Source organism: Prosthecobacter sp., from assembly GCF_049294395.1.
Lineage (GTDB): Bacteria > Verrucomicrobiota > Verrucomicrobiia > Verrucomicrobiales > Verrucomicrobiaceae > Prosthecobacter.
This window is the reverse complement of the sequence record NZ_JBAQCR010000457.1, coordinates 1-20,449: the sequence shown is the minus strand read 5'-3', so window position 1 is coordinate 20,449 and position 20,449 is coordinate 1. Positions and strand designations below refer to the sequence as shown.

Below are 20,449 nucleotides of genomic sequence, written 5' to 3'. Positions count from 1 at the left end.
CTGATGTCTACTGAAGACGGGGCGCGTTTTATGAAGGCGATGGAAAAGAGTCAAAGCAGGCATTGAGTCGGTTCATCGACGCTTCTTGAACGGGGGCGTGCGCGCCGTGTGAGCGGGCCTTATAAACCGAATGAATTGATCAAATCAAAGGCGGTGAACCGACAAAAAACCAGCCTGGATCCCAGGCTGGTTCTTCACTCAAACAAGACTGGAGGGCGTGCTACTTGTTTCACTTCTCGCAGACCTTGCCGTCTTTCTCGGCCTTCACGCAGCAGGGATGCTCGCATTTGCCTCCCGCTTTCTGCGCTTTGTCACAGCAGCCGTCTTCTTTGTATTTCTTCTCCGCCGGGGCACCGAGGACGAGAGCGCAGCTCATGGCCAGGAGACTGAGGATGTATGGTAGTTTCATGTCGGTTGTGGTTATTGGGTTGTCCCAGATGCAAACCGCCCTTGCGGCAGCCTCGTCATCTGCGGCATCCCAAGTGCGTGGAGCCATCCAGCCACCATCGCCCCGCTTGGCCTCGCTGCGCGAATGACAAGCCAGGCGATTCCTCCACCCACCCATGAAGAGTGCCACTGCTGGATGAGCTTCACAGGTGCCTCCCCATCTTTCCACGAGGCTCCTGTTCACTCATCCGCAGTCACGCTACGATGATGCGGCTGCGCCGGATCAATACAAAACTACGGGCGACCCAAGTTTTGAGGGCATGCAGGTTATCCACAGGGCGATGTGACCGGTCGTGTCACATTCATGGTAAGATGAGGGCATGGAAAAGATCATTCGAAAATCTGCGGGCGTGAAGTTCGAGAGCGATGTGCTCGGGTTCATCGACGGACTGGCGCGCGAGCAGCAGCGCAGCCGCAGCTTCATCATCAATGCCATTCTTCGGTGGTATGTGAAGTGGCTTGCGGAGCAGCATGAACAAAAGGTCGAGACAGCGAAGCCCGTGCCGGTCATTCGGCTTTAGCACACAACCATGGAGCACACGGTTACGGAAAATCGAATCGTCCTCTCTGCACCAAAGGCACCCAGCCCGGCGGCTTCAACATTTCGGGGCTTCAGACCGCCGACCTCGAACACGACTTACACGCCGAACCAGTTCTTTGACGTGGTCATTCCGAACTTCTCGCGTGGCGTCGTGCGCATCGTCGGCTACCTCATTCGCAAAACGCTTGGATGGTGCGATGCCAATGGCAACCCGCAGGAGGAACAGATCGAAGGGTCCTACAGTGAGTTGGAGCACAAGGCGGGCATAAGCCGCGACATGATCCGCAGTGCCCTTGATGATGCTCTTAACGCTCACATCCTCGCATGCGTTCGCGAAGGACGACCGAAACTGGCGCATGATGCCGGCCAGTCGGCGCTCTATGCCTTGAACTGGAGTGGGGCGGCCTACACCACCCGGCCTGCCGAGTTCCGGGGCTTTTTTGAAGGCGACGGCAATCGCACAGATATCCCAAACGAGTTCTTTGATGTCGTGATTCCCAATGAACCCCTCTCAGTCATCAAGGTCGTCGGCTCGGTGATCCGTCACAGCATCGGCTTTCAGACCAAGCATGGCCGTCGTCGTCAGCAGGTGGCGCTCTCCTTCCAGCATATTCAAAATTACGCCCACATTGGCAGCCGTTCCGACCTCGCCAAGGCCGTGCGCACTGCTCTGGAAAAGAACTACATCATCCGTGTGGCCGACGGCGTGTTCAGTCATCGTTTCGATGAACGACGCAGCGCGACCTATGCCCTGCGCTGGTCGGATTCCCTGATCGGTCAGAAAATCGCACCAGCGGTTGGTCAGTCAGAAAAGCAGACTAGCAACGGTCAGATTTCCGAACCAGTCGATCAGTCAGAAATTCAGACCAGTATTGAAACGAAACCAGGAAATGAAATTATAAACAGGCAACCGGCGGCAGACACCCAGCTTGCGCAAAAGCTTATCGCCATCGGGTTCAGCGCGAAGACGGCTGCCAAGTTGATCCGGGAGCACCGCCCACAAGTCATCGAAGAACAAATCGCCTGGCTGCCGCTTCGGGCTCCGGCAAGGAGTCCGGCAGGACTCTTGCGCCGGGCTATTGAGCAGGGATGGCCTGCACCGTTAAAACTACGGGCGACCCAAGTTTTGGGCACTTCTGGTTGGGAGTTCGCCCGATGTTTCTACGCCGCCTATGGCGGGAATCGCGGCGAACCGGTGAATGAGCCTTCGCCACACGAGGCCCAAGTAGCTGAAATCTTCGTGGAGCGTCTTGTCCGAGCCAGTGGCGGTCAGAACACTCCCGCCGAATGGGGGCGCGTTATCGGCCAGATGGCGCGTGAACAGCGGAACCCGTTCCCATCGCTCCAGCTCGCGATTCGGCAGCTAGGCGATGGCTACCTCGTCCGAGTCGAGAAGCAGCGCCTGCATACTCAGCTCGTGACGATCACCGAGCGCCGGGAGCAGCATGAGAAGACCCATCGCACAGCATGGCTCGCTTGGTTGAACGAGCAGCAGGCGGAAATGCAACGCAGCAGCCCGGACGACTATGCCCGCTACACGGCTAAGCGTGAGCGCGAACGAGTCGAATTGGCCGCCGATTCGAAACCTTGGGCAAAGCGCGTGCTCGATCACTTCGATACCGAGACAGCGCAGATAAACGCCTTCCGCGAATTCTTCGGCCTCCCGGACTTTTGGCAATGGGATGCCGACATTAACAGCCAATCATTTCAAACCAACGCATGAAAATCATCACCGTCATCAATGCCAAGGGCGGTTGTGGCAAGAGCACCATCGCTATGAACCTCGCCAGCGGCCTGGCTCGCTACGGCCATCGCGTCCTGCTCATGGATCTCGATCCTCAGGCCCAGGTCACCCAGTGGCTCGCCGCAGGGGACGGCCTCACCTCGGAGGGCACCCTCGTCTCCGCGCTCACGCAGCAGCAGTCACTCAGTGAAGTCATCCAGCCCACTGGCTTTGAACGCCTGTCGTTCGTCGCCAGTTCCGATGGACTCGAAGACCTCGGACGCGAGATCAGCCAGACTGAAGGCTATCCGTCCATGCTCACTCAATTGCTCGCCGAGGAGCACATCGCCGACCGCTTTGACTTCATCGTCATCGACTCGCCGAATCAAATTTCGCCAATCATGGAGAACGCCATCTTTCCCGCCGATGCTTTCATCGTCCCGTTCGAGAGTACGAAGGCCGTGAGGAGCTACGCCAGCATCTACAAGCTCCTCGTCAAGCTTCGCTCAGGCAGTGACTTTCACATGCTACATGTGCTGAGCAATTTGACCCGTCTGCCGGGTTTACGGAAGCGTGTCCTTACGCTGCTCCGTGATGATGGCATCGCCGCCGCTCGCAGCGAGATTCGCTCCTGTGGCTGGATGGCACAGGTGGATGAAAATGGTGGCAGTATTTTCCACTACCGCCCGCTGTCCAAAGGCGCGCAGGACATGGCCGCCCTCGTCGAAGAGGTGCGGGAATTATTCAGTAACGGGCCACAGGCCCACCCGGAGGCAGCGGCTGCCGTGAGTTCATCAGCTGAACCTCACCACGCCGAGGCCGCCTCAGCATCAGCATGACCAAACTACCCGAAGGCAAAAGCCGTCTCGATCTCGTCAAAGCCGGCCTCATGGGCGGGCTGCCGAAACGAGGCCGCTTCATCGTATCCATTGAACGGCTCCAGGAAGACCCCGACAACGAACGTAAAAATTTTAACAACATGGACGACATGATCGAGTCTGTCCGTCGTCACGGCATTATCGAACCGATCACAGTCACCCAGGATGGCGACCGCTATCGCATTCTCACCGGCCACCGCCGCTTCCGTGCCGCGAAGGCTGTTGGTCTCGCCGAAGTCGAGGTGCTCGTGCGTGAACCGGATGATGAAATCACCCGTCGTTTTAAGAGTCTCATTTCCAACATCCAGCGTGAAAACATTGGTGCCGTCGAACTGGCGGAAACCCTGCGCGCGCTGCTTGATTCCGATTCCGTCGCGACCCAGCGTGAACTTGCCACCCAGGTAGGGAAGAGCGAGCAGTGGGTGAGTGGCATTCTCCGCATCCTGGAACTGCCTGCTCGACTGCAGGAGGAAATGCGCACCACGCCTGGCATCGGCTACGAGATGGCCCTACGCATCGCCAGGGTGGGGGATTCCCAGCTTCAGGAGGAGCTGATCACTGCCGCCAAAACAGGGGAGAGCACTCGCAGCATCCGTGCCCGAATCGAGAATCATCATGCCCAGCAAGGTGTCAGCCCGTCTCGAAATCCTCGCGCTACTTCGGTCATTCAATTCAAACACCGGCAGGGAAGCTGCACCGCCACCCTCCGAGCGAAACGCGAACCCCAGGCGAGGGAAGCGATGCTCGAAGCGTTGCGCCACCTGGAGAAGCAGGTGCGGGAGGACGACTCGCTGCGTTGATTCACACCCTCGACAACCCCATACCATTTGATATAATCCAACCATGCCAATCACCATTGAACACATCAAACAGGAAATCCGCAGCCTCGCACCCAACGAGGTGGATCACTTGCTGCGTGATCTTCAGAGTGAATACTCCATGCCTTTGGTCGGAGAGGATGCTTCCGTTGTTGAAGCGGCATGGGATGCCGAAATTGCCGAGCGTGTGAAGGATGTTGAAGAAGGGCGGGTTACGCTAATCTCAGGCGCAGAGTTGCAGCGTGGCACCGATGCCTTGTTTGCTGAACTCGGCATCAAGCGCCTGGCATGAGAATCGACTTCGACATTCATCCCGCTGCGCAGACCGAGTTCTATGATACCATCCGGCACTACGCCGCCTTGGATGAGCAGGATCAACCACTCGCCGCCGCCTTCGATGCGACCTTCAACCGGCATTTGAGCCTCATCCTCGACAACCCGCTGATCTACAATCTCCGCCGTCCTCCGACCCGTCGCGCCAATCTCACTCCGCGCTTTGACGAACACTACATCGCCTACATGGTCTGGCGGGAACGTGTTGTCATTCTCGCCATTGCCCATGCCAAACGCCGCCCCTACTACTGGCGCAACCGTGTCAGTGAGGCGAAAAAACTGTTCTGATTCGCGTCAGCGTAGGGCACTCACCCATCAATACTGCGATTCACACCACACAACGCTGAATCCGTCAAGACCACGACTTTTTACAGGGCTGCTTCGAAGCAGCTCTTTTGATTTTCCCACGAGTCGATCAAGGACACGTCGAACCAACTACGGGCGACCCAAATTTGCTCAAGGACAGCGACAAGTCAAAAACCAGCATTGAAGCCATTTTTACGGGGTCATGTCGCGAAACAGATATTGGGCGACACGGTCAAACCCCTCTCTTCACCCCTATTTACATGGTATGTAGGGGCACGCGAAAAATCGCGGCGGAGCGCTGACGCGCGAACGACGATTGCACGGCCTCACTGAGCGGCGATTCGCGCCAGGGCCTTGTCACGGGTGCCCCCCACGTGTTCGGGCTCAACGCCCGACTTCACGCGGTTTCCTTCGGCGACAAGGACTTGATCGACCTGTGGATAAAGGTCATGGCCGGAACCGGGCTACCCGCCCTCGGCCAATGACCAACCGCGTGAAGTCGGGCGCTGCGGCCCGCCGGTCTATCGACGGACGGCCTTCGCCCAAACACGTGGGGGCACGACTGCTCACTATCACACGACTCGGCGCACGACGCGGTGAAAACTAGTTCGCGCGACTCGTGATATACTACCCTTATCATTCAGCCGCCGAAGCCAGTCGCTGATTACCCACAGGGCTCGCCCACAACGCGCTTGCTCAGTGTCTTGCCAGACACGCACCAACCACACGACGGGTGCGTTCGTCCGGCTCATCAATCAAGGAGCGGCGGCTGGCTTGAGCAGCATGAACGATCATTTCCTTCACATCGGTAAACGCGAAGTCTGGGGCGGCGAGGTGCCGTTCGGGTTCGATGTGGCCGATGCCCGCTTCCACACCTACGTCATTGGCAAGACCGGCTCAGGAAAGACCACGCTGCTGCGCAATCTCATCCTGCAGCTCATTCTCCAAGGGCATGGCGTTGGCTTGATCGATCCGCATGGCGACCTCGCGGAGGAATTGCTCGATCACATCCCGCCCTCACGCGCGGAGCAGACCGTGTATTTCCATCCCGGCGATGCGGACTTCCCCATCGGACTGAACTTGTTCTCCCAGACGCACGAAGATGATCGGCATCTCATCGCGTCCGGCATCGTGGGGGCGCTCAAGAACCTCTGGCACGATTCCTGGGGGCCACGACTGGAGTTCATCCTGCACAATGCCGTGGCCGCCCTCTCACATTGCCCGAACACTTCCCTGCTCGGCGTGAATCGAATGCTTACCGACGAGGCCTACCGGCAGTGGGTCGTGCGTCAGGTGCGCGATCCGTTTTTGAAGGACTACTGGATGAACGAGTTCGAGAGCTACGATGAACGATTCAAACGGGAGGCCATCGCGCCGATTCAGAACAAGGTGGGTCAACTGCTGCTCTCCCCTATCATCCGCAACATCGTGGGCCAGGTGAGTAGCAAGGTGAGCATTCCCTTCGTGATGGATGAAGGCCGCATCTTCATCGCCAACCTCGCCAAAGGCCAGATCGGACACGACAAAGCAAACCTGCTCGGCTCGTTGCTCGTGACACAGTTCCAGCTTGCCGCCATGGCCCGCAGCCGACAACCCGAGTCCGAGCGCCGTGACTTCTACCTGTTTGTCGATGAGTTCCAAAACTTTGCCACTGAGTCCTTTACCAGTATCCTCGCTGAAGCCCGTAAATATCGGCTCAACCTCACACTGAGTCATCAATACATCACGCAGCTCTCGCCCACGGTGCGCGATGCCGTCTTCGGCAATGTCGGCACGCTCATCGCCTTCCGAGTCGGCTTCACCGATGCCGAGCACCTGCACGGCGAATTCGGCGAGGAATTCCACGCGCGACAATTCGTCGATCTCCCACGCTACGAAACCCTGATCCGTAGCCAGTCATACGACGGTTCCATGCATTTCCAACGCGCTCGATTGATGGCTCCCATCGAAACAAATCAAGGTCGGCGTGAGAAACTGATCAAAAGGAGTCGGGAGCGGTTCGCAACGAAGCGTGTCGTGGTGGAGGAGAAGCTGGAGCGGTGGCTCAAGGAGTCGTTCTGAGTCAGCCATCTTGTCAGACTATGCATGTATTTGATATGCTCATAGTGGAGCAGTCAGGGGCCGAGGAAGCGCGGTGGTCAGTCTGAATCCTGCCTCACAACGAGGTGGGCTTCATCTGACCATCAGCAACACCGCCCCATGAGCACCTCTGCAAAGTTCAAAGATCCTTATCAGACTGTCACCGACATCATCATCAACCACTTGGAAAATGGCGTCGTTCCCTGGCGCTGTCCGTGGCAACGTGAGGTTGGCATGCCTCGAAACTTCCACACCGGCAAAACCTACAAGGGCGTCAACGTGCTCTTGCTGGGTTTGCGCCACCTGCCATCGCCCTACTGGCTGACCTTCCGCCAAGCCCTGGAGTTGGGCGGCCATGTTCGCAAAGGCGAGCGCGGCGCTCATGTGATCAAGGTGGGCGAATCTCCACCTTCACAAAATGAGCGTGAACATGCCAAAGAATCCGACGAGCCGCAGCGCAAGCGTTTATTCCTTCGTGAATACACCGTCTTCAATGCGACGCAGATCGAAGGCATCGCGTTCCCTGCGGCGCTGAACATTCCCTTGCTCAGCCCGCATGAACGCATCCAAGCCGCCGAACAAGTTGTCGCTGAGATGCAGCTTCCGCCCGTCATTGAGGAAGGATCGACCACCGTGGCTTGCTACCGGCTGGCAACGGACACGATCCACATGCCGGCCTTCGCGAGCTTTGAGAGCGCCGAGGCATTTTACCTAACGCTCTATCATGAGGCCATCCACTGCACAGGCCATCCAAACCGACTGAACCGCGAGAGCCTCATCAAGCAAGACGGGTTCGGAGGGAAAGTGTATTCCCAGGAAGAACTCGTTGCCGAGATGGGCGCAGCATTCCTTGGGATGGAGACGCACCTTGTGCACGATGCACATGAGCAGTCCGCTGCCTACCTCCAAAGCTGGCTCGACGTCCTGCGCGTGAAGGAACATAAGCGTTGGATCATCAATGCTGCCTCTAACGCTGGCAAGGCTGCGGACTTCATACTGAACCGGGCGAGCCGCGATGGAAGCTCGACCACGTCGAGTGTGGCGACCTGAATCAAGAAGCCTCTCCCATACCCGGAGAGGCTTCGTTCGTGTTACAATGAAGGCATGCAGAGCAAACAGCAGCGGCTCCCGCGCTTCACGCGTGATCCTGATGCCGCTGGATCATTTCAATTCACCAGGCGCGATCTGACCATTCTCAGCATTGTCGCCGAACATCGCTTCATTCGATCCGAATGGATTGTTCGTCTGGCTGGAGGCAGCGAACAGCAGGTGCTTCGCAGGCTCAGTCTGCTATACCATCACGACTATCTGGATCGACCGCGCGCTCAGCTCGACTATCATCACCGTGGCGGTTCGCACAGCATTATTTATGGCCTTGCTTCTCGCGGAGCGGGTCGTCTTCGACGCGACTTGAACATGCCTTTTGACCGGATGGACTGGACGACGCGAAACCGCAGCATCGGGCGGTTGTTCCTGGAGCACACCGTTCTGGTCAGTGACTTCATCGCCACTCAGCTCTGCCATGGTTCGCGAGGGGCGAGCTTCATTTCAGCGGATGACATTGAGAAGCCGAAAGGCCGTGAGGAAAGTCACCAGCCATTCCGTTGGTCGGTCAAACAATGCAACGGACGCAGTGCAACCGTCGTGCCTGACAAGGTGTTCGCCTTTGAGACGCAGCAGCCTGATGGTCGTGTCGTGCGGACCCACTACCTTGTCGAAGCAGACCGTGGCACGATGCCGATCACGCGCAGCAACAAACGACAGAGTTCTGTCATGCAAAAGCTGCGCACCTACCACTTGCTCAGCCAGAAGCCGGGTTCGCTGCCGCCAAACACTTTGGTGGTGCTGCTTTCAATCTCCGAGCAAAGGCTCAACAACATTGTCCAAGCCATTGCTGATGCAGGTTTGCCGAAGCGTCTGTTCAAAATGGCGCACTACAACGACATGGTGATTCATCCACCCGTCAGCGTTGGAACACAGGAAACGATGTCTCGTCAAGTGCCGTCAATTCAAGTCGCCTGATACCATGAGCTGTGGAGGTGTTCGCATGACGCAGACATCCCGCAAACACCAAGACAGCTCATTATCATCCCATGGCAAAAGCATTCATCGACTTCACGGCAGTCAAGGCCGCCGTGTCGTTTCAACAAGTGCTGGAGCATTACGGTCTGACGACCAGCATGCGCAGCGTTCGCAATGGCGACGGCCTCGAAGGCCCTTGCCCGATTCATGAAGGCACCAGTCAGGACATCTTCAAAGTGACCCTTTCGAAGAACTGCTGGTTCTGTCACAACAGCCAATGCAAGTGCGGCGGCAATCACCTCGACTTCGTCGCGAAGATGGAGAACTGCAATGCACACGAAGCGGCGATCAAGCTCGACCAGTGGTTCAACCTTGGTCTGGCTGGCAAAGCGGAGTCCGCTCCGCAGCATCGCGATAGCGCGCCTGCTCGCTCAGATCCTCCAACACATGAGCAACCGCTGCAACGCCGTCAGCAATTGCCACCATCGCGGACTAGCAGCCTGCCGTCACCGGCGGCTGAAGCAACAGTCGCGGAGGAACCTCCAGAGGACGCGGACGACAACGTGCCTCTGTCCTTCAAGCTGGAGAACCTCAAGACGGATCATGCCTACTTCGCCGAACGCGGGCTCACACCCCAAACGGTGGAGTTGTTCGGACTCGGCTTCTGTGGCAAAGGAACCATGTCGGGTCGCATTGTCATTCCAATTCACAACAAGGATGGCGAACTCGTCGGGTATTGCGGACGCTGGCCCGGCAAACCGCCGGAAGATCGTCCGAAGTATAAACTGCCCAACGGCTTCAAGAAGAGCGCCGAGGTGTTCAACCTCGACCGCGCTTCGCAGGAGGAGAAAGGGCTGCCATTGATCGTGGTCGAAGGGTTCTTTGATGTGATGAAGCTCTGGCAACTGGGTTTTCATCGCGTCGTGTCCATCATGGGCAGCTCCCTGTCGGCACGACAGGAGGCAGTCCTTGTAGCGGCATCCGAAGGACGCTCCGGCATCATCCTGATGCTCGACGAGGACGAGGCGGGACGCATGGGCCGCGACAAGGCTCTGCTGAGACTCGCAAACAAACTGTTCGTCCGGGTGGTGCCACTTCCCCAGGAAGGCGCTCAACCCGATCATCTGACTGAAGGCGAGCTGCATGCTCTGCTGGATTGAAAACACATGACTGACGACCATCACCATGTTCATTCTCTATCCACAGACGGCCCGGTTTGCATTTGGCCAGCTTCTCGCCACACCAGGAGTGCTCACGGAGGTTTCCACCGAGGACATTTCATCAGCGCTCGCCCGTCATGCGATGGGCGACTGGGGCGATCTTGGCCAGGAGGACATCGACGCGAACAACCTCGCTCTCAAAGAAGGCACCAGGCTCTTCTCCTCCTATCGTTCCTCCACACGCGTGAAGTTCTGGATCATCACTGAATGGGATCGCTCTGCCACCACGGTGCTCCTGCCCAGCGAGTACTAAAAAACACCCACCTTGGACTTTCGTCCAGGTGGGCTTTTTTGTGGATGCCCCTATTTATTCGTTGAGGAGATCATCGACAAACCGCTGGAAATCATGATCGAGGAAGGATTTGCGCTCTTCCCAGACATGCCGGGGAATCGGACGGCTGAGAATGCCTTTGATGTCGCGTTTCATGCCGTCCAGGCTGATCACCTCCCGGTCGAGCATGGCGCGATACCAGCAGTGGATGTGCAGGATGAGAAAGGTGACGAATTGCGCTTCCTCGCCGGTCACCGGCTTGCGGGACAAGTCTGCCTTGGGATCGCGGACCCGGGCCAGCGCGGGGTTGTTCTGGCTTTTTTCCCAGATGTTTCGATGCTGCTCCGTGAGCTTCAGGAGGTTGTCGATGCGGCGTGAACGAGCCGAGTCCCGAAAGCTGACAGCAGTGTAGGAAAGGCTGGAGATAATGCCGACCGCTGAGATCAGGTCGAAGACATGAGGTCCTATCCATGATAGAAGGCTGGTCATCATGCTCCCATTGTAACATGGGAGCGACGCTGAAAACCAGTGGCCTCAGGATTTGGCAGGAATGTCCGACCTGGCATCCACAAGGATGCGGCGCGGCATGCGAACGATGCGCTCGTCCGAGCCGCAGCCTGCGGTTGTAGGCAGAAGGGATTTGGCGGCATCGGTGATGTCGATGCCGATGATGGCGAAGTCGCCATCTGCCAGCTCCCAGATGTCTGGACAGTTGTCAGCGGCAGGGGTGCTCTGGCCGTTGGCGTGCGGATCGGGGCCGATTCTACGAAGGAAGGTCATGATAATGAGAGGGTTAGATCAACCTCACCAACACGCTACAACTGTAGCGTGGCAAAGTCAAATTCGATTCCTACAATCGTAGCGTGTATGATGTCTCCAAGATCAGCAGCCTGTTGTGCGCAGCATTGAGTGACGTGCTGCGCGAGGCACGTCTCGCCGCTGGCCTTTCATTGGGAGCGGTTGCCGAGCTTTCCGGACTCAACCGGCAGGCCATTACTTTCATCGAACGAGGTGATCGCAACCCCACCACCGAGACCCTGGCGAAGCTTTCACTCGCGCTTGGATTACTGCCCTCAGAGGCATGGAATCGAGCCGAAAAGCGTATGGAGTCGCGGGAGAAAAAAGCTATCTCTCTTTCAAGAGTCAGAAAAAATCTCAAAGGATCATGAAGCCGCTTCCATCATTGCTATGCTGTCGTGAAGCCCTTGGACTGGGAACAGGGCTCATGATGTTGCTGGCATTGCCTTGGCGGGTGGTGATGGTGTTGGAACCCGGATGGCTGTTGCTCGTTTTGCTGGTGATTGCCTGCATGGCCGGGTTTGCCGGGGGCGGGGTTTCTGTTCAGCATGGCAACGATCCTTCTGCTGCGCTTCGCTTTGGAGCATGGACGGCTTTTCTGGCGGCCTTGGTGGCAGCCTCCATCTTTGCCTTGTCCTCCAGGTTGATGGAGAGCTGGATTTTCGTGTTCAAGGCGGGCACCGCAGGCCTGCTTTCGCTGCTGCCGGTTACGTTTTATGGCATGGTGTGCTCAGGAATCGCCGCCCTCACTCTCGCACGCCAGGACGCACCGACGAGTCCTGCCACTCCCGCTTCGCCGCCGTCCTCGGCGATGATCTGGAGTCTTCGGATTCTCATCGCCCTGCTTTTGATGCTGGCAGTCGTGCTGCCCCCGGCCTCTCCCCTGCGGTTTGTGGCTCCGCAGCCCACGCCTCAGTTCCAGCGACCGGTGCAGACAGCAGCACCCCGGCCTGCGTTTGCGTTCACACCTTCGCCGGACATTGAACATGCGAGCGCGATGCAGTGGCGCTTTCTCAAACAGCGTGAGGTGTCCGGCGTGGATGCATCCACGCTCGCACTATCGCCTGATGACCGCTATGTCGCATGTCTCGCCCGCGAGCAACAGGCCGTCCAGGTGATCGATTTGCGCACAGAGGCCGTCTGGCACGTGAACCTGCCGGGCAAGGTCGAGCACTTCTCCTTCAATCCCTCGGGAGAACGCCTTCTTGCGGTCTGGCTCCTGGATGGCGAGAGGTTTTACGGGGTGGCTGACATCCGGGGCGGACGTGTGACGACGCTGCCCAAGCCGCGCAAAGGCATTGTGCCATCCGGCACTCCGTTCTGGTGGAAGGACACCAAGGTGCTGGTCGTACAAAATCAGGACCGCCTCATGCTGAACCTCGACAACCTGGAGATTGATGACGCGGCACAGGACGAGGAATGGAAGGCGCTCGATCCCTTGATCCAGCAGAAGCTCACACGCGAGGTTGTTCCTGCCCTGATGGACAAGGCGCAGTGGCAATGGGAGGTGCGCCGGTTCATCCGCCGCAGCGAGCTGCCGGAAATCGCCGGTCAGTCAAAGTGGCCTCTCACGTTGGAACGCTGCCTCGCAATCAGTCATCCGCTGCTGGATTGCATGACCGTTTTCCCGTCGCTGGACGTGAAGGAGGGCGAGCGGCTTTGCTCCACCCGTGATGGATCGGTGGTGCTGCGCACCCTTGATGGCGTTCTGCACCTCTACTATTTTGACGTGGAGCCGCTCCCTGATCTGGTGTGGAAAATCGCGATGCCCCATGCGCCGGAGGACGGTGAACATGGGAAGGATGTGACCCGCGCGCTTGAGTCCGGGCAGCTTGCGGCTCTGGTTTATCGCCCCATGATCAATCCGTTGAACCAGAAGGTGGTCGGGCCGCTTCGTGAGGAGGCTCTTGGCGTCCTGCGCTTCCTGGAATGGAAAGGCAAGGAGGCGACGGTGTATCTGTGGCAGCGCCGTTCCCCCATCAAGGAGGGCGACATCATCGCCGATGTCTGCTCGCTGACGGATGAGCCGGAAGGTGAACTGCTGACGCTCAACACGCTTCACCGCTGGTGGTCGCGCCTGCCTGCAACGAACGGCGGCTCCCTCACGCCTCCGAAGGCGAGCTTGCGCCACGAACAAACTTCGGTTGTTAAAAAGCGGGAAGGTGAGCAGAACGCCGTTCAGGTGGCACGCGAGGCCGCCGAACGCCGCAAACGTGAGGAGGAGGATGAGGCAGCGTCCGTGCGCATGGCTGCGGAAAAGACAGCGGCCATGGAGGCGGAGCGCAAGGCGGCGGAGAAAGCTGCGCTTACCGACGAGGTCGCGCCCAAGCTCAAGGACATGGTTGTCCGCTTTGTGACGGCACATCACAAGAAATCCCTCGAAGGCGACGTGCAGGGCATGGTGGCCGACTACGCCGACAAGGTGGACTATTTCACCAACGGCATGGTGGACCGTGATTGGATTTGGCGGGACGAGGCGACCTATCACAACGCACACCTCATGTTCGAAGAGCGGGTCATCGGTGATATGACAGTGAAGCACTCGACACAGGGCGATGGCTACGCGGTTTCCTATGATTTGCGCCTCCAGGCCCAGAACATGGGAACGCGCAAAGCCGTTGGTGGCGTTTTCTCGGTGAAGATGGTGATCACTCATACCTCGGAGGGCATGCGCATCATCCTCCAGCACTCGGAAAAGAAACCCTGACCATGTTCGGCCTCTTCAAACGCAAACGCCCGCACGTGTATTCGCAGTGGATCACGCCGCTGTTGGAATTCTCCAGCGACACGGCGAAGTTTTATGAGGCCATCGAGGAGGGGTTTAAGGCGTGGCAGTTGCCGGAACTGGTCACGGAGCGGATCATTTACAAGGACGGCAGCTTTCTCTCGCCGGGCCGGGAGTATCTGCGCGTGCGGCGCGAGTCGCTGGTGTTCGACATCGTTTCAGCTAAGTTCGGCGCAAGCTGGTGGTGGTTTTCCTGCCGCAGCTCGGTGCTCCAGCGTTCCCTGCGGGGCTGGGAGATCATCGTGTTTCTGGCGGCGGTGGGTGCCTTTGCCGCCAGCTACATCTACACCTTCGGCCCGGTGATCGGTGGCGTCGCACTTGCCAGCACCCTGCTCATGCTGCTGACCGTGATGGTCGCCGCGCGCTCATGGAACGGCCTCGACGATCTGCTGCTGCGTCTGCCGGTGATCGGCGCGTTGTACGAGGCCGTGTTTCGAGCCGAGAGCTACTACCGTGACGACACCCGGCGGATGTATGTCTCGGTGGTGGACTATCTAGTGCGAGAGAAGGTGCGGGAATTTGCCGCTGCTGCGGGGGTTAACGATGTGCAGTTCCATCAAGTCTCCGACATCCAGCAGATCACCACCTTCACCGACCGCATGACAAGCTTTGCCGACATGGTGGTGGAGAAGGCGGCGGAAAAAGCGGGCCAGGCGGTGGAACATATCGCGAAGGCATCAAAAATCTGATGCGATGAAGTCCGTACACGAACTGCTGTGCGAGAACTTCGGGCGCTGGGAAATCCGTGGTCGTGGCGTGCTGACTTTTCCTGACCCAGTGTCACCACGCCCACCGTTTGCACCGTTCCCAGGCCATCGGGTGCCGAGCTTCAGCACGGGTGCTGACAGTATGCGCCATACCAGGGTGAGTGGTTTCCTCGCGCGATTGGGTTCGTTGGTGCGTGGCGAGGCAGAACAACAGCTCGCGCTCCGAGCCAATGCTGAGGAGGACTCAAGCAACGACACGATTGAGCCGCACTGGTGCGAGGATGAAGCTGCTTGGGTGGAGTTGAAGATGCTGCTGCCGGAAGGCTTGCAGGTGACACGCGAAGCGATGGTGCCGTTGCTCACCAGCATCTCGTTGTCCGAGCATCCGGTGGTCTTCGAGATCATTGGCACCTCTGCTGGCACATGGGTGCAATGGGTGGTGGATGCCACGGATGCGGCAGACTTGCAGCGCCAGATGCAGGCGCACTTCCCGCAGGTGAAGCTCTCGGTTTTGACGGACGGGCTGGCGCAAGTCTGGCCGGACAACGAGGCTGCTGAAATCGTTGCTGTTGAGTTTGGTCTTGGTGAACCGTTCATGCTGCCGCTGGCTACAGTGAAAAATGATCCCTTCGTGGCCTTGATCGGGGCGTTGACCGCACTGGCAGAAGAAGAGGCGGGGTTATATCAGGTCATTTTCACACCGTTGTCTGAACCGTGGTCAAGCGAGGCGATTGCGGCGGTGACGAAGGCGGATGGCAAGCCGTTCTTTGATGACGGAGCGGCACTGGTGAAAGGTGCCCAGCAAAAGACCGAAGGGCCGCTGTTTGGTGTGGTGGTCAGACTTGCTGCAGCCGCATCCTCCTATGACCGGTCATGGCAGATCGTACGAAGCATGGCACCAGCCTTGCGAAATTTTACACGCCCAGGTGGCAATGAATTCGTTCCGTTGCGCAATGACGACTGCGATGCATCTGAGCATGCGGCAGATGTGCTGCTGCGTCAGTCGCGTCGTTGTGGCATGTTGTTAAATCTGGACGAACTGACCGGCTTGGTTCACCTGCCATCGGCTGCGGTGCAGTCGAAACATTTCATTCGCAGCGCCGCCAACACGCGAGGTGCTCCTGTTGCCAGGCCTGATCGTGAGCGGGTGTGCATCGGCATGAATCGCCATGAAGGCGATGAGACCGAGGTCTGGCTGACCCGCGAGCAGCGGGTGCGCCACTGCCACATTCTGGGCGGCACCGGCACAGGAAAGAGCACGCTCATGTTTTCGATGATCCAGCAGGACATCGAGAATGGCGCAGGCATCGCCGTGCTCGACCCCCATGGTGATCTCATCGACCGGGTGCTTGGCATCATCCCGCCGGAACGTCTTGGCGATGTGGTGCTGTTCGATCCGTCGGACGAGTCATTCATCGTCCCGTTCAACATCCTCTCGGCGCATTCCGACTTCGAGAAGCAGCTGCTCGCCAGCGATCTGGTCTCCGTGTTCCAACGCCTCAGTACGAGCTGGGGTGATCAGATGAACTCGGTGTTTCAGAACGCCGTGCTCGCGTTCCTCGAAAGCAGCGAAGGCGGCACCCTCGCCGATTTGCGGCGCTTCCTCATTGACCAGGCCTGGCGCGACCAATTCCTGCAAACCGTCAGTGACCCCGATGTCCGCTACTATTGGAAGCGCGCTTTCCCCCAGCTCGGCAGCAGCCGCAGCATCGGCCCGATCATCACGCGGCTTGAAACTTTTCTCTCTCCCAAGCCGATTCGCTACATGGTGTCGCAGCGCGAAAACCGCATCGACTTCGGCGCGATGATGGACAGTGGAAAAATCTTTCTCGCCAAGCTGCCGCAAGGGCAGATCGGACGCGAAAATGCCTACCTGCTCGGCAGTCTCGTCATGACCAAGTTGCAGCAGATGGCCATGAGCCGCGCCCGGATGAGTGCCGCGCAGCGCCGTCCGTTCTATTGCTACATCGACGAATTCCAGCATTTCATCACGCCATCGCTGACTGAGATTCTGTCTGGCGCGCGCAAGTATGGCCTGGGGTTGGTGCTCGCCCATCAAGACCTCAAGCAACTGGAGCGTGACAAGGATGTCGCCAACTCGGTGCTGTCGAACGCCTTCACGCGTGTGGTGTTCCGGGTCGGTGACAGCGATGCGCGAACGCTGGCGGAAGGATTTGCCCACTTCGAGGCGCGCGACCTGCAAACCCTTGCCATCGGTCAAGCCATCTGCCGCATTGAAACTGCCGATCATGATTTCAATCTCTCGGTGACCTTGCCTGAGGAGATTGATGAGGATTCCGCAGCGGAACGTCGTGCCGAGGCGATCAACATTTCTCGCTCAGTTTATACCGTTCCACGCAAAGAGGTTGAAGCCGAATTGTTGAAACGATTCGAGGCCGAGGAGGCCGCTGCCAACCAGCCCAAGGAGAAGCGCGTCAGGCAATCGGAACCGGCGGCCATTCGCCAGCAAGCATCGCCGGAGCCCAAACCGGTCATGGCGGAACCGCCAATGGCTGAGATTGAGCCTCCCATCCCAACACCAGAAGCCGCACCCGTCGCAACCGAAGCAACAACCACGCCTGCTCCCCTGCCTTCAGAGCCTGGCAAGGGTGGTTATCAGCATCGCATTTTGCAGGATCGAATTCGTGCGGTGGGCGAACAGCGAGGATTCCGGGCAATGCTCGAAATGCCGGTCGGAGCCGGACGCGAAACCATTGATGTGGGTTTGGTTCGCAGCGACATGCGTATCGCCTGCGAGATCTCCGTGACCACCACAGTCGATCACGAGGTCGGCAACGTGCGGAAATGCCTTCGCGCAGGATTCGATTTGATCGCGGTCATCACCGCGAATGAACGTCGGCTCAGGCAGATCGAAGCTGCCGTTGCAGGGTACCTTGACGCTGCTGACGCCGCATGTGTGAAGTATTTTCAGCCGGAGGAGTTCCTGGCGTTCGTCAATGCCCTGCCTCAACCGGTTGAATCACCTTCCATCCCCACGGCACCCACGCCGACTGAAACTCAGCGCAAAGGCTATCGAGTCAAAAGAGTCTTTACCGCCCTCACTCCAGAGGAACGGACGACGAAAGAAAATGCCGCGTTCAAGCTGCTTTCCGAGGAGATGAGACTTCCACCACCTAGTTGAAATAACCCAACACAAGAGTTTCGCTTTAATAACCAGTTTGATTTTGCTTTCATGTGTGCTAATGAACACTATGAAAGCGGCCAACCCTCCCCTCTCTCCCAGCGACCAAAGCATCCCAGTCGGTATCTGGATTCGAGTCTCGACTGACCAGCAAGCGCAGGGCGAAAGCCCGGAGCACCACCTCGCGCGTGCGCGGCACTATGCCGCGTCCAAGGGATGGGATGTGCGCGAGGTCTATGATCTGGCGGGCGTGTCCGGGAAGTCCGTCCTCGATCACCCTGAGGCGAAGCGCATGCTGCGGGACATCGAACGCGGGCACATCAAGTCGCTGATCTTCTCCAAGCTCGCGCGCCTTGCACGCAATACGCGCGAGCTTTTGGAACTCGCCGAAAGGTTTCGCGCCAAGGGAGTCAATCTCGTCTCACTCCAGGAAACACTCGACACCAGCACGCCCTCAGGAATGCTGTTCTTCACCATCATCAGCGCCATGGCGGAATGGGAGCGGGCTGAAATTGGTGACCGGGTTAAGGCTTCCATAGCCATTCGCGCCAAGCTCGGCAAGCCGCTGAGCGGCAAGACTCCCTATGGTTATATTTGGAAGGACCAAAAACTACAGCAGGTGCCCGCAGAGGCCGCCATCAGAAAGCTGATCTATGAACTGTTTCTCAAGGAAAAACGGCTCGGTGCCGTCGCCCGGCTCTTGAATGAAATGGGCCACCGCACCCGCACCAACTCCAAGTGGACCGACACTTCCATTGGCAGATGCATTGCAGACTGGGCGGCCAAGGGAACCTACCGGATCAATGTGCGACGCAACACCGGCCCGTGGAAATGGGAGATCAAGGATGAAAGCGAATGGGGTATGGTGCCCTGCGAGCCGCTTGTCAGCGAGACGATGTGGAACGAAGCCAACCAGCTTTTGGAGGAGCGGCGCTCGACTCCCAAGAAGCGCCCCGGCCCCAAGCCCGTGCATCTCTTTGCCGGCCTCGTGTTCTGCGAGTGTGGCAAGAAGATGTATGTCGGTCCCAACACCCCGAAATATGTCTGCACCGGCTGCCGAAACAAGATCCCGATGGTCGATCTTGAAGAGGTGTTCGTCGGTGAAATCCACGATGTGTTTTCCAACAAGGCCAAGCTCGCCGAGCAAATCTCAGCCACCGAGCGCAACCTTGCTGACAAAGAGAAGATGCTCACCACGCAGCGCCAGGAGATCGAACAAGTGCGCGAGGAAATGGCGAAAACGCATCGCCTCTACCTCGACGGCCACATCGTCCTTGCCGATTTTGGCGGCTATCACAAACCTTTGGCCGACCGCCTCACACAACTCCAGACCGAACTTCCCAAACTCGAAGCCGAACTCGATTACTTCAAAGTCCGCAGCGTCAGCGCAGATGCCGTGCAAGTCGAAGCTGACACCCTCTACAACAACTGGCCCCAGCTCCCGGACGAGAACAAACGCCGCATCATCGAAGGCATTGTCGAACGAATCGAGATCAAGAAAGACCGCCCTGAAATCGAGATAACCTTCTCATCCACAGCTCCTTCTGAAGACATGACAACAAACCAACAGAGCCTGAGGGAGCATGGAAATTAGCCGGTGGTGAAGCGAGGCTTGCCGAGCGAAAACCACCGGATTACGCCAAATCAGCCAACAAGCTCAAAATCGCATGCCGGAGGTATGCGAGAGGCTTGCGCAAACTCCCTCGCCCTCAAGCTGGTTGCAAGCTTCTCACTTTCCTCACTCCTCAATATACGAATCCCCCTCCGTCGGAATCACGAGATGGTTTTTGACGAGATCAAAGTACTCCCCCTTGCCAGACGAGTGAATATACAGCCTCTGCTTCCGGCGTTTCAAGTTGTCGAGCACCACAGCCATCCGCTTGAAGTCCACGCGGTCCTGAAAATCGGAGAACCAGTACAGCCCATCCGCATTGCGCACCTCATCACTCAGCAGTGCCAGCCACGTGTAGCCCACCCCCACGTTGTGGATGAAATAAGTCTGCGGACGGCGAGACAGCTTGAGGAACAGATCCTTGCTCGGGATCGGGTCTTTGGTTTTGATCTTGTACTGCGCCGTCTCCATGAAAGTGGCACCTCCGAGACGCCAGAATTTTTCAAACTCGACCGCTGAGGTGCGAAATATTTTCGTGCCCACCAATGGCTTCTCAGGCGGCTCCAGACCGCAGCCAAAATACAGCACCACCACGCTTCCTTTCGCCACCTTGTCCACCTCGTTGACCACACGTTCCAAGTGCGGCATCATCGAAGAAGAAACATCGAGCACCACCGCCAGCTTTTTGGCTTTGATAGTCAGGCCAAACAAAGGGCCAAAGACCATGCCGTTTTTGGCCCCCAGCCCCACCCCGGTGCCCACACCTC

General features: G+C 58.1%; 20 protein-coding genes. 16 read left to right on the top strand and 4 right to left on the bottom strand.

Annotation, left to right across the window (positions count from 1 at the left end):
- Window positions 1-229 precede the first annotated feature (229 nt).
- Window positions 230-409, bottom strand: a complete 180-nt coding sequence (locus WAW39_RS30980; protein ID WP_422323778.1) for a hypothetical protein — start codon at window positions 407-409, stop codon at window positions 230-232.
- Between the two features lie 358 nt (window positions 410-767).
- On the opposite strand from WAW39_RS30980, the gene WAW39_RS30975 reads away from it, so the two are divergent.
- The 11 genes from WAW39_RS30975 to WAW39_RS30925 all read left to right on the top strand — a co-directional run bounded on the left by WAW39_RS30975 (window position 768) and on the right by WAW39_RS30925 (window position 10,620).
- On the top strand, window positions 768-968 hold the full coding sequence (locus tag WAW39_RS30975) for a hypothetical protein (protein ID WP_422323777.1): 201 nt from the start codon (window positions 768-770) through the stop codon (window positions 966-968).
- A 9-nt stretch (window positions 969-977) separates the two neighbouring features.
- Window positions 978-2,711: a hypothetical protein gene (locus tag WAW39_RS30970; protein ID WP_422323775.1), complete on the top strand. Its 1,734-nt coding sequence runs from the start codon at window positions 978-980 to the stop codon at window positions 2,709-2,711.
- The gene (locus WAW39_RS30965) at window positions 2,708-3,550 is read left to right on the top strand and encodes a ParA family protein (RefSeq protein ID WP_422323773.1); all 843 of its coding nucleotides are present in this window, start codon (window positions 2,708-2,710) and stop codon (window positions 3,548-3,550) included. Before WAW39_RS30970 ends, WAW39_RS30965 begins: the two co-directional genes overlap by 4 nt.
- On the top strand, window positions 3,547-4,389 hold the full coding sequence (locus tag WAW39_RS30960; RefSeq protein ID WP_422323771.1) for a ParB/RepB/Spo0J family partition protein: 843 nt from the start codon (window positions 3,547-3,549) through the stop codon (window positions 4,387-4,389). Before WAW39_RS30965 ends, WAW39_RS30960 begins: the two co-directional genes overlap by 4 nt.
- A gap of 43 nt (window positions 4,390-4,432) precedes the next feature.
- A complete protein-coding gene (locus WAW39_RS30955; RefSeq protein WP_422323769.1) occupies window positions 4,433-4,699 on the top strand; it encodes an addiction module protein in 267 nt (88 codons plus the stop codon).
- Entirely contained in the window at window positions 4,696-5,028 is a 333-nt protein-coding gene (locus WAW39_RS30950) for a type II toxin-antitoxin system RelE/ParE family toxin (protein WP_422323767.1), read from the top strand. Before WAW39_RS30955 ends, WAW39_RS30950 begins: the two co-directional genes overlap by 4 nt.
- 801 nt (window positions 5,029-5,829) lie before the next feature.
- Window positions 5,830-7,107 (top strand): type IV secretory system conjugative DNA transfer family protein, encoded by a 1,278-nt coding sequence (locus WAW39_RS30945; RefSeq protein ID WP_422323765.1) that lies wholly within the window; start codon window positions 5,830-5,832, stop codon window positions 7,105-7,107.
- Window positions 7,108-7,245: 138 nt separating this feature from the next.
- Entirely contained in the window at window positions 7,246-8,175 is a 930-nt protein-coding gene (locus WAW39_RS30940; RefSeq protein ID WP_422323763.1) for an ArdC family protein, read from the top strand.
- A gap of 54 nt (window positions 8,176-8,229) precedes the next feature.
- Window positions 8,230-9,147, top strand: a complete 918-nt coding sequence (locus WAW39_RS30935; RefSeq protein WP_422323761.1) for a replication-relaxation family protein — start codon at window positions 8,230-8,232, stop codon at window positions 9,145-9,147.
- 71 nt (window positions 9,148-9,218) lie between these two features.
- Window positions 9,219-10,307 carry a toprim domain-containing protein gene (locus WAW39_RS30930; RefSeq protein WP_422323759.1) on the top strand — a complete coding sequence of 363 codons (1,089 nt, stop codon included), beginning with the start codon at window positions 9,219-9,221 and terminating at the stop codon, window positions 10,305-10,307.
- A gap of 25 nt (window positions 10,308-10,332) precedes the next feature.
- Complete coding sequence (locus WAW39_RS30925) at window positions 10,333-10,620, top strand: hypothetical protein (protein WP_422323757.1); 288 nt, start codon at window positions 10,333-10,335, stop codon at window positions 10,618-10,620.
- A 54-nt stretch (window positions 10,621-10,674) separates the two neighbouring features.
- On the opposite strand, the gene WAW39_RS30920 is transcribed toward WAW39_RS30925, so the two are convergent.
- On the bottom strand, window positions 10,675-11,130 hold the full coding sequence (locus WAW39_RS30920; RefSeq protein ID WP_422323756.1) for a hypothetical protein: 456 nt from the start codon (window positions 11,128-11,130) through the stop codon (window positions 10,675-10,677).
- 42 nt (window positions 11,131-11,172) lie between these two features.
- A complete protein-coding gene (locus WAW39_RS30915) occupies window positions 11,173-11,418 on the bottom strand; it encodes a hypothetical protein (RefSeq protein ID WP_422323754.1) in 246 nt (81 codons plus the stop codon).
- Window positions 11,419-11,501: 83 nt separating this feature from the next.
- Here WAW39_RS30915 and WAW39_RS30910 point away from each other — a divergent pair, with 83 nt between their 5' ends.
- The 5 genes from WAW39_RS30910 (at window position 11,502) to WAW39_RS30890 (ending at window position 19,664) form a co-directional block, all read left to right on the top strand.
- Complete coding sequence (locus WAW39_RS30910; protein WP_422323752.1) at window positions 11,502-11,807, top strand: helix-turn-helix domain-containing protein; 306 nt, start codon at window positions 11,502-11,504, stop codon at window positions 11,805-11,807.
- Window positions 11,804-14,143: a hypothetical protein gene (locus tag WAW39_RS30905; RefSeq protein ID WP_422323750.1), complete on the top strand. Its 2,340-nt coding sequence runs from the start codon at window positions 11,804-11,806 to the stop codon at window positions 14,141-14,143. The genes WAW39_RS30910 and WAW39_RS30905 overlap by 4 nt, the downstream gene beginning before the upstream one ends.
- A 2-nt stretch (window positions 14,144-14,145) precedes the next feature.
- The gene (locus WAW39_RS30900; protein WP_422323748.1) at window positions 14,146-14,910 is read left to right on the top strand and encodes a hypothetical protein; all 765 of its coding nucleotides are present in this window, start codon (window positions 14,146-14,148) and stop codon (window positions 14,908-14,910) included.
- Between the two features lie 4 nt (window positions 14,911-14,914).
- A complete protein-coding gene (locus WAW39_RS30895) occupies window positions 14,915-18,070 on the top strand; it encodes a type IV secretion system DNA-binding domain-containing protein (RefSeq protein ID WP_422323746.1) in 3,156 nt (1,051 codons plus the stop codon).
- 70 nt (window positions 18,071-18,140) lie between these two features.
- A complete protein-coding gene (locus WAW39_RS30890; protein WP_422323744.1) occupies window positions 18,141-19,664 on the top strand; it encodes a recombinase family protein in 1,524 nt (507 codons plus the stop codon).
- Between the two features lie 144 nt (window positions 19,665-19,808).
- On the opposite strand, the gene WAW39_RS30885 is transcribed toward WAW39_RS30890, so the two are convergent.
- A partial coding sequence (locus WAW39_RS30885; protein WP_422323742.1) for a hypothetical protein occupies window positions 19,809-20,449 on the bottom strand: 641 nt, incomplete at its 5' end.

Coding starts and splice junctions, on each gene's coding strand:
- WAW39_RS30950 (WP_422323767.1), top strand. CDS start 4,696: ATGAGAATCGACTTCGACATTCATCCCGCTGCGCAGACCGAGTTCTAT.
- WAW39_RS30935 (WP_422323761.1), top strand. CDS start 8,230: ATGCAGAGCAAACAGCAGCGGCTCCCGCGCTTCACGCGTGATCCTGAT.
- WAW39_RS30915 (WP_422323754.1), bottom strand. CDS start 11,418: ATGACCTTCCTTCGTAGAATCGGCCCCGATCCGCACGCCAACGGCCAG.
- WAW39_RS30955 (WP_422323769.1), top strand. CDS start 4,433: ATGCCAATCACCATTGAACACATCAAACAGGAAATCCGCAGCCTCGCA.
- WAW39_RS30905 (WP_422323750.1), top strand. CDS start 11,804: ATGAAGCCGCTTCCATCATTGCTATGCTGTCGTGAAGCCCTTGGACTG.
- WAW39_RS30925 (WP_422323757.1), top strand. CDS start 10,333: ATGTTCATTCTCTATCCACAGACGGCCCGGTTTGCATTTGGCCAGCTT.
- WAW39_RS30920 (WP_422323756.1), bottom strand. CDS start 11,130: ATGATGACCAGCCTTCTATCATGGATAGGACCTCATGTCTTCGACCTG.
- WAW39_RS30930 (WP_422323759.1), top strand. CDS start 9,219: ATGGCAAAAGCATTCATCGACTTCACGGCAGTCAAGGCCGCCGTGTCG.
- WAW39_RS30945 (WP_422323765.1), top strand. CDS start 5,830: ATGAACGATCATTTCCTTCACATCGGTAAACGCGAAGTCTGGGGCGGC.
- WAW39_RS30975 (WP_422323777.1), top strand. CDS start 768: ATGGAAAAGATCATTCGAAAATCTGCGGGCGTGAAGTTCGAGAGCGAT.
- WAW39_RS30960 (WP_422323771.1), top strand. CDS start 3,547: ATGACCAAACTACCCGAAGGCAAAAGCCGTCTCGATCTCGTCAAAGCC.
- WAW39_RS30895 (WP_422323746.1), top strand. CDS start 14,915: ATGAAGTCCGTACACGAACTGCTGTGCGAGAACTTCGGGCGCTGGGAA.
- WAW39_RS30900 (WP_422323748.1), top strand. CDS start 14,146: ATGTTCGGCCTCTTCAAACGCAAACGCCCGCACGTGTATTCGCAGTGG.
- WAW39_RS30970 (WP_422323775.1), top strand. CDS start 978: ATGGAGCACACGGTTACGGAAAATCGAATCGTCCTCTCTGCACCAAAG.
- WAW39_RS30965 (WP_422323773.1), top strand. CDS start 2,708: ATGAAAATCATCACCGTCATCAATGCCAAGGGCGGTTGTGGCAAGAGC.
- WAW39_RS30890 (WP_422323744.1), top strand. CDS start 18,141: ATGAAAGCGGCCAACCCTCCCCTCTCTCCCAGCGACCAAAGCATCCCA.
- WAW39_RS30980 (WP_422323778.1), bottom strand. CDS start 409: ATGAAACTACCATACATCCTCAGTCTCCTGGCCATGAGCTGCGCTCTC.
- WAW39_RS30940 (WP_422323763.1), top strand. CDS start 7,246: ATGAGCACCTCTGCAAAGTTCAAAGATCCTTATCAGACTGTCACCGAC.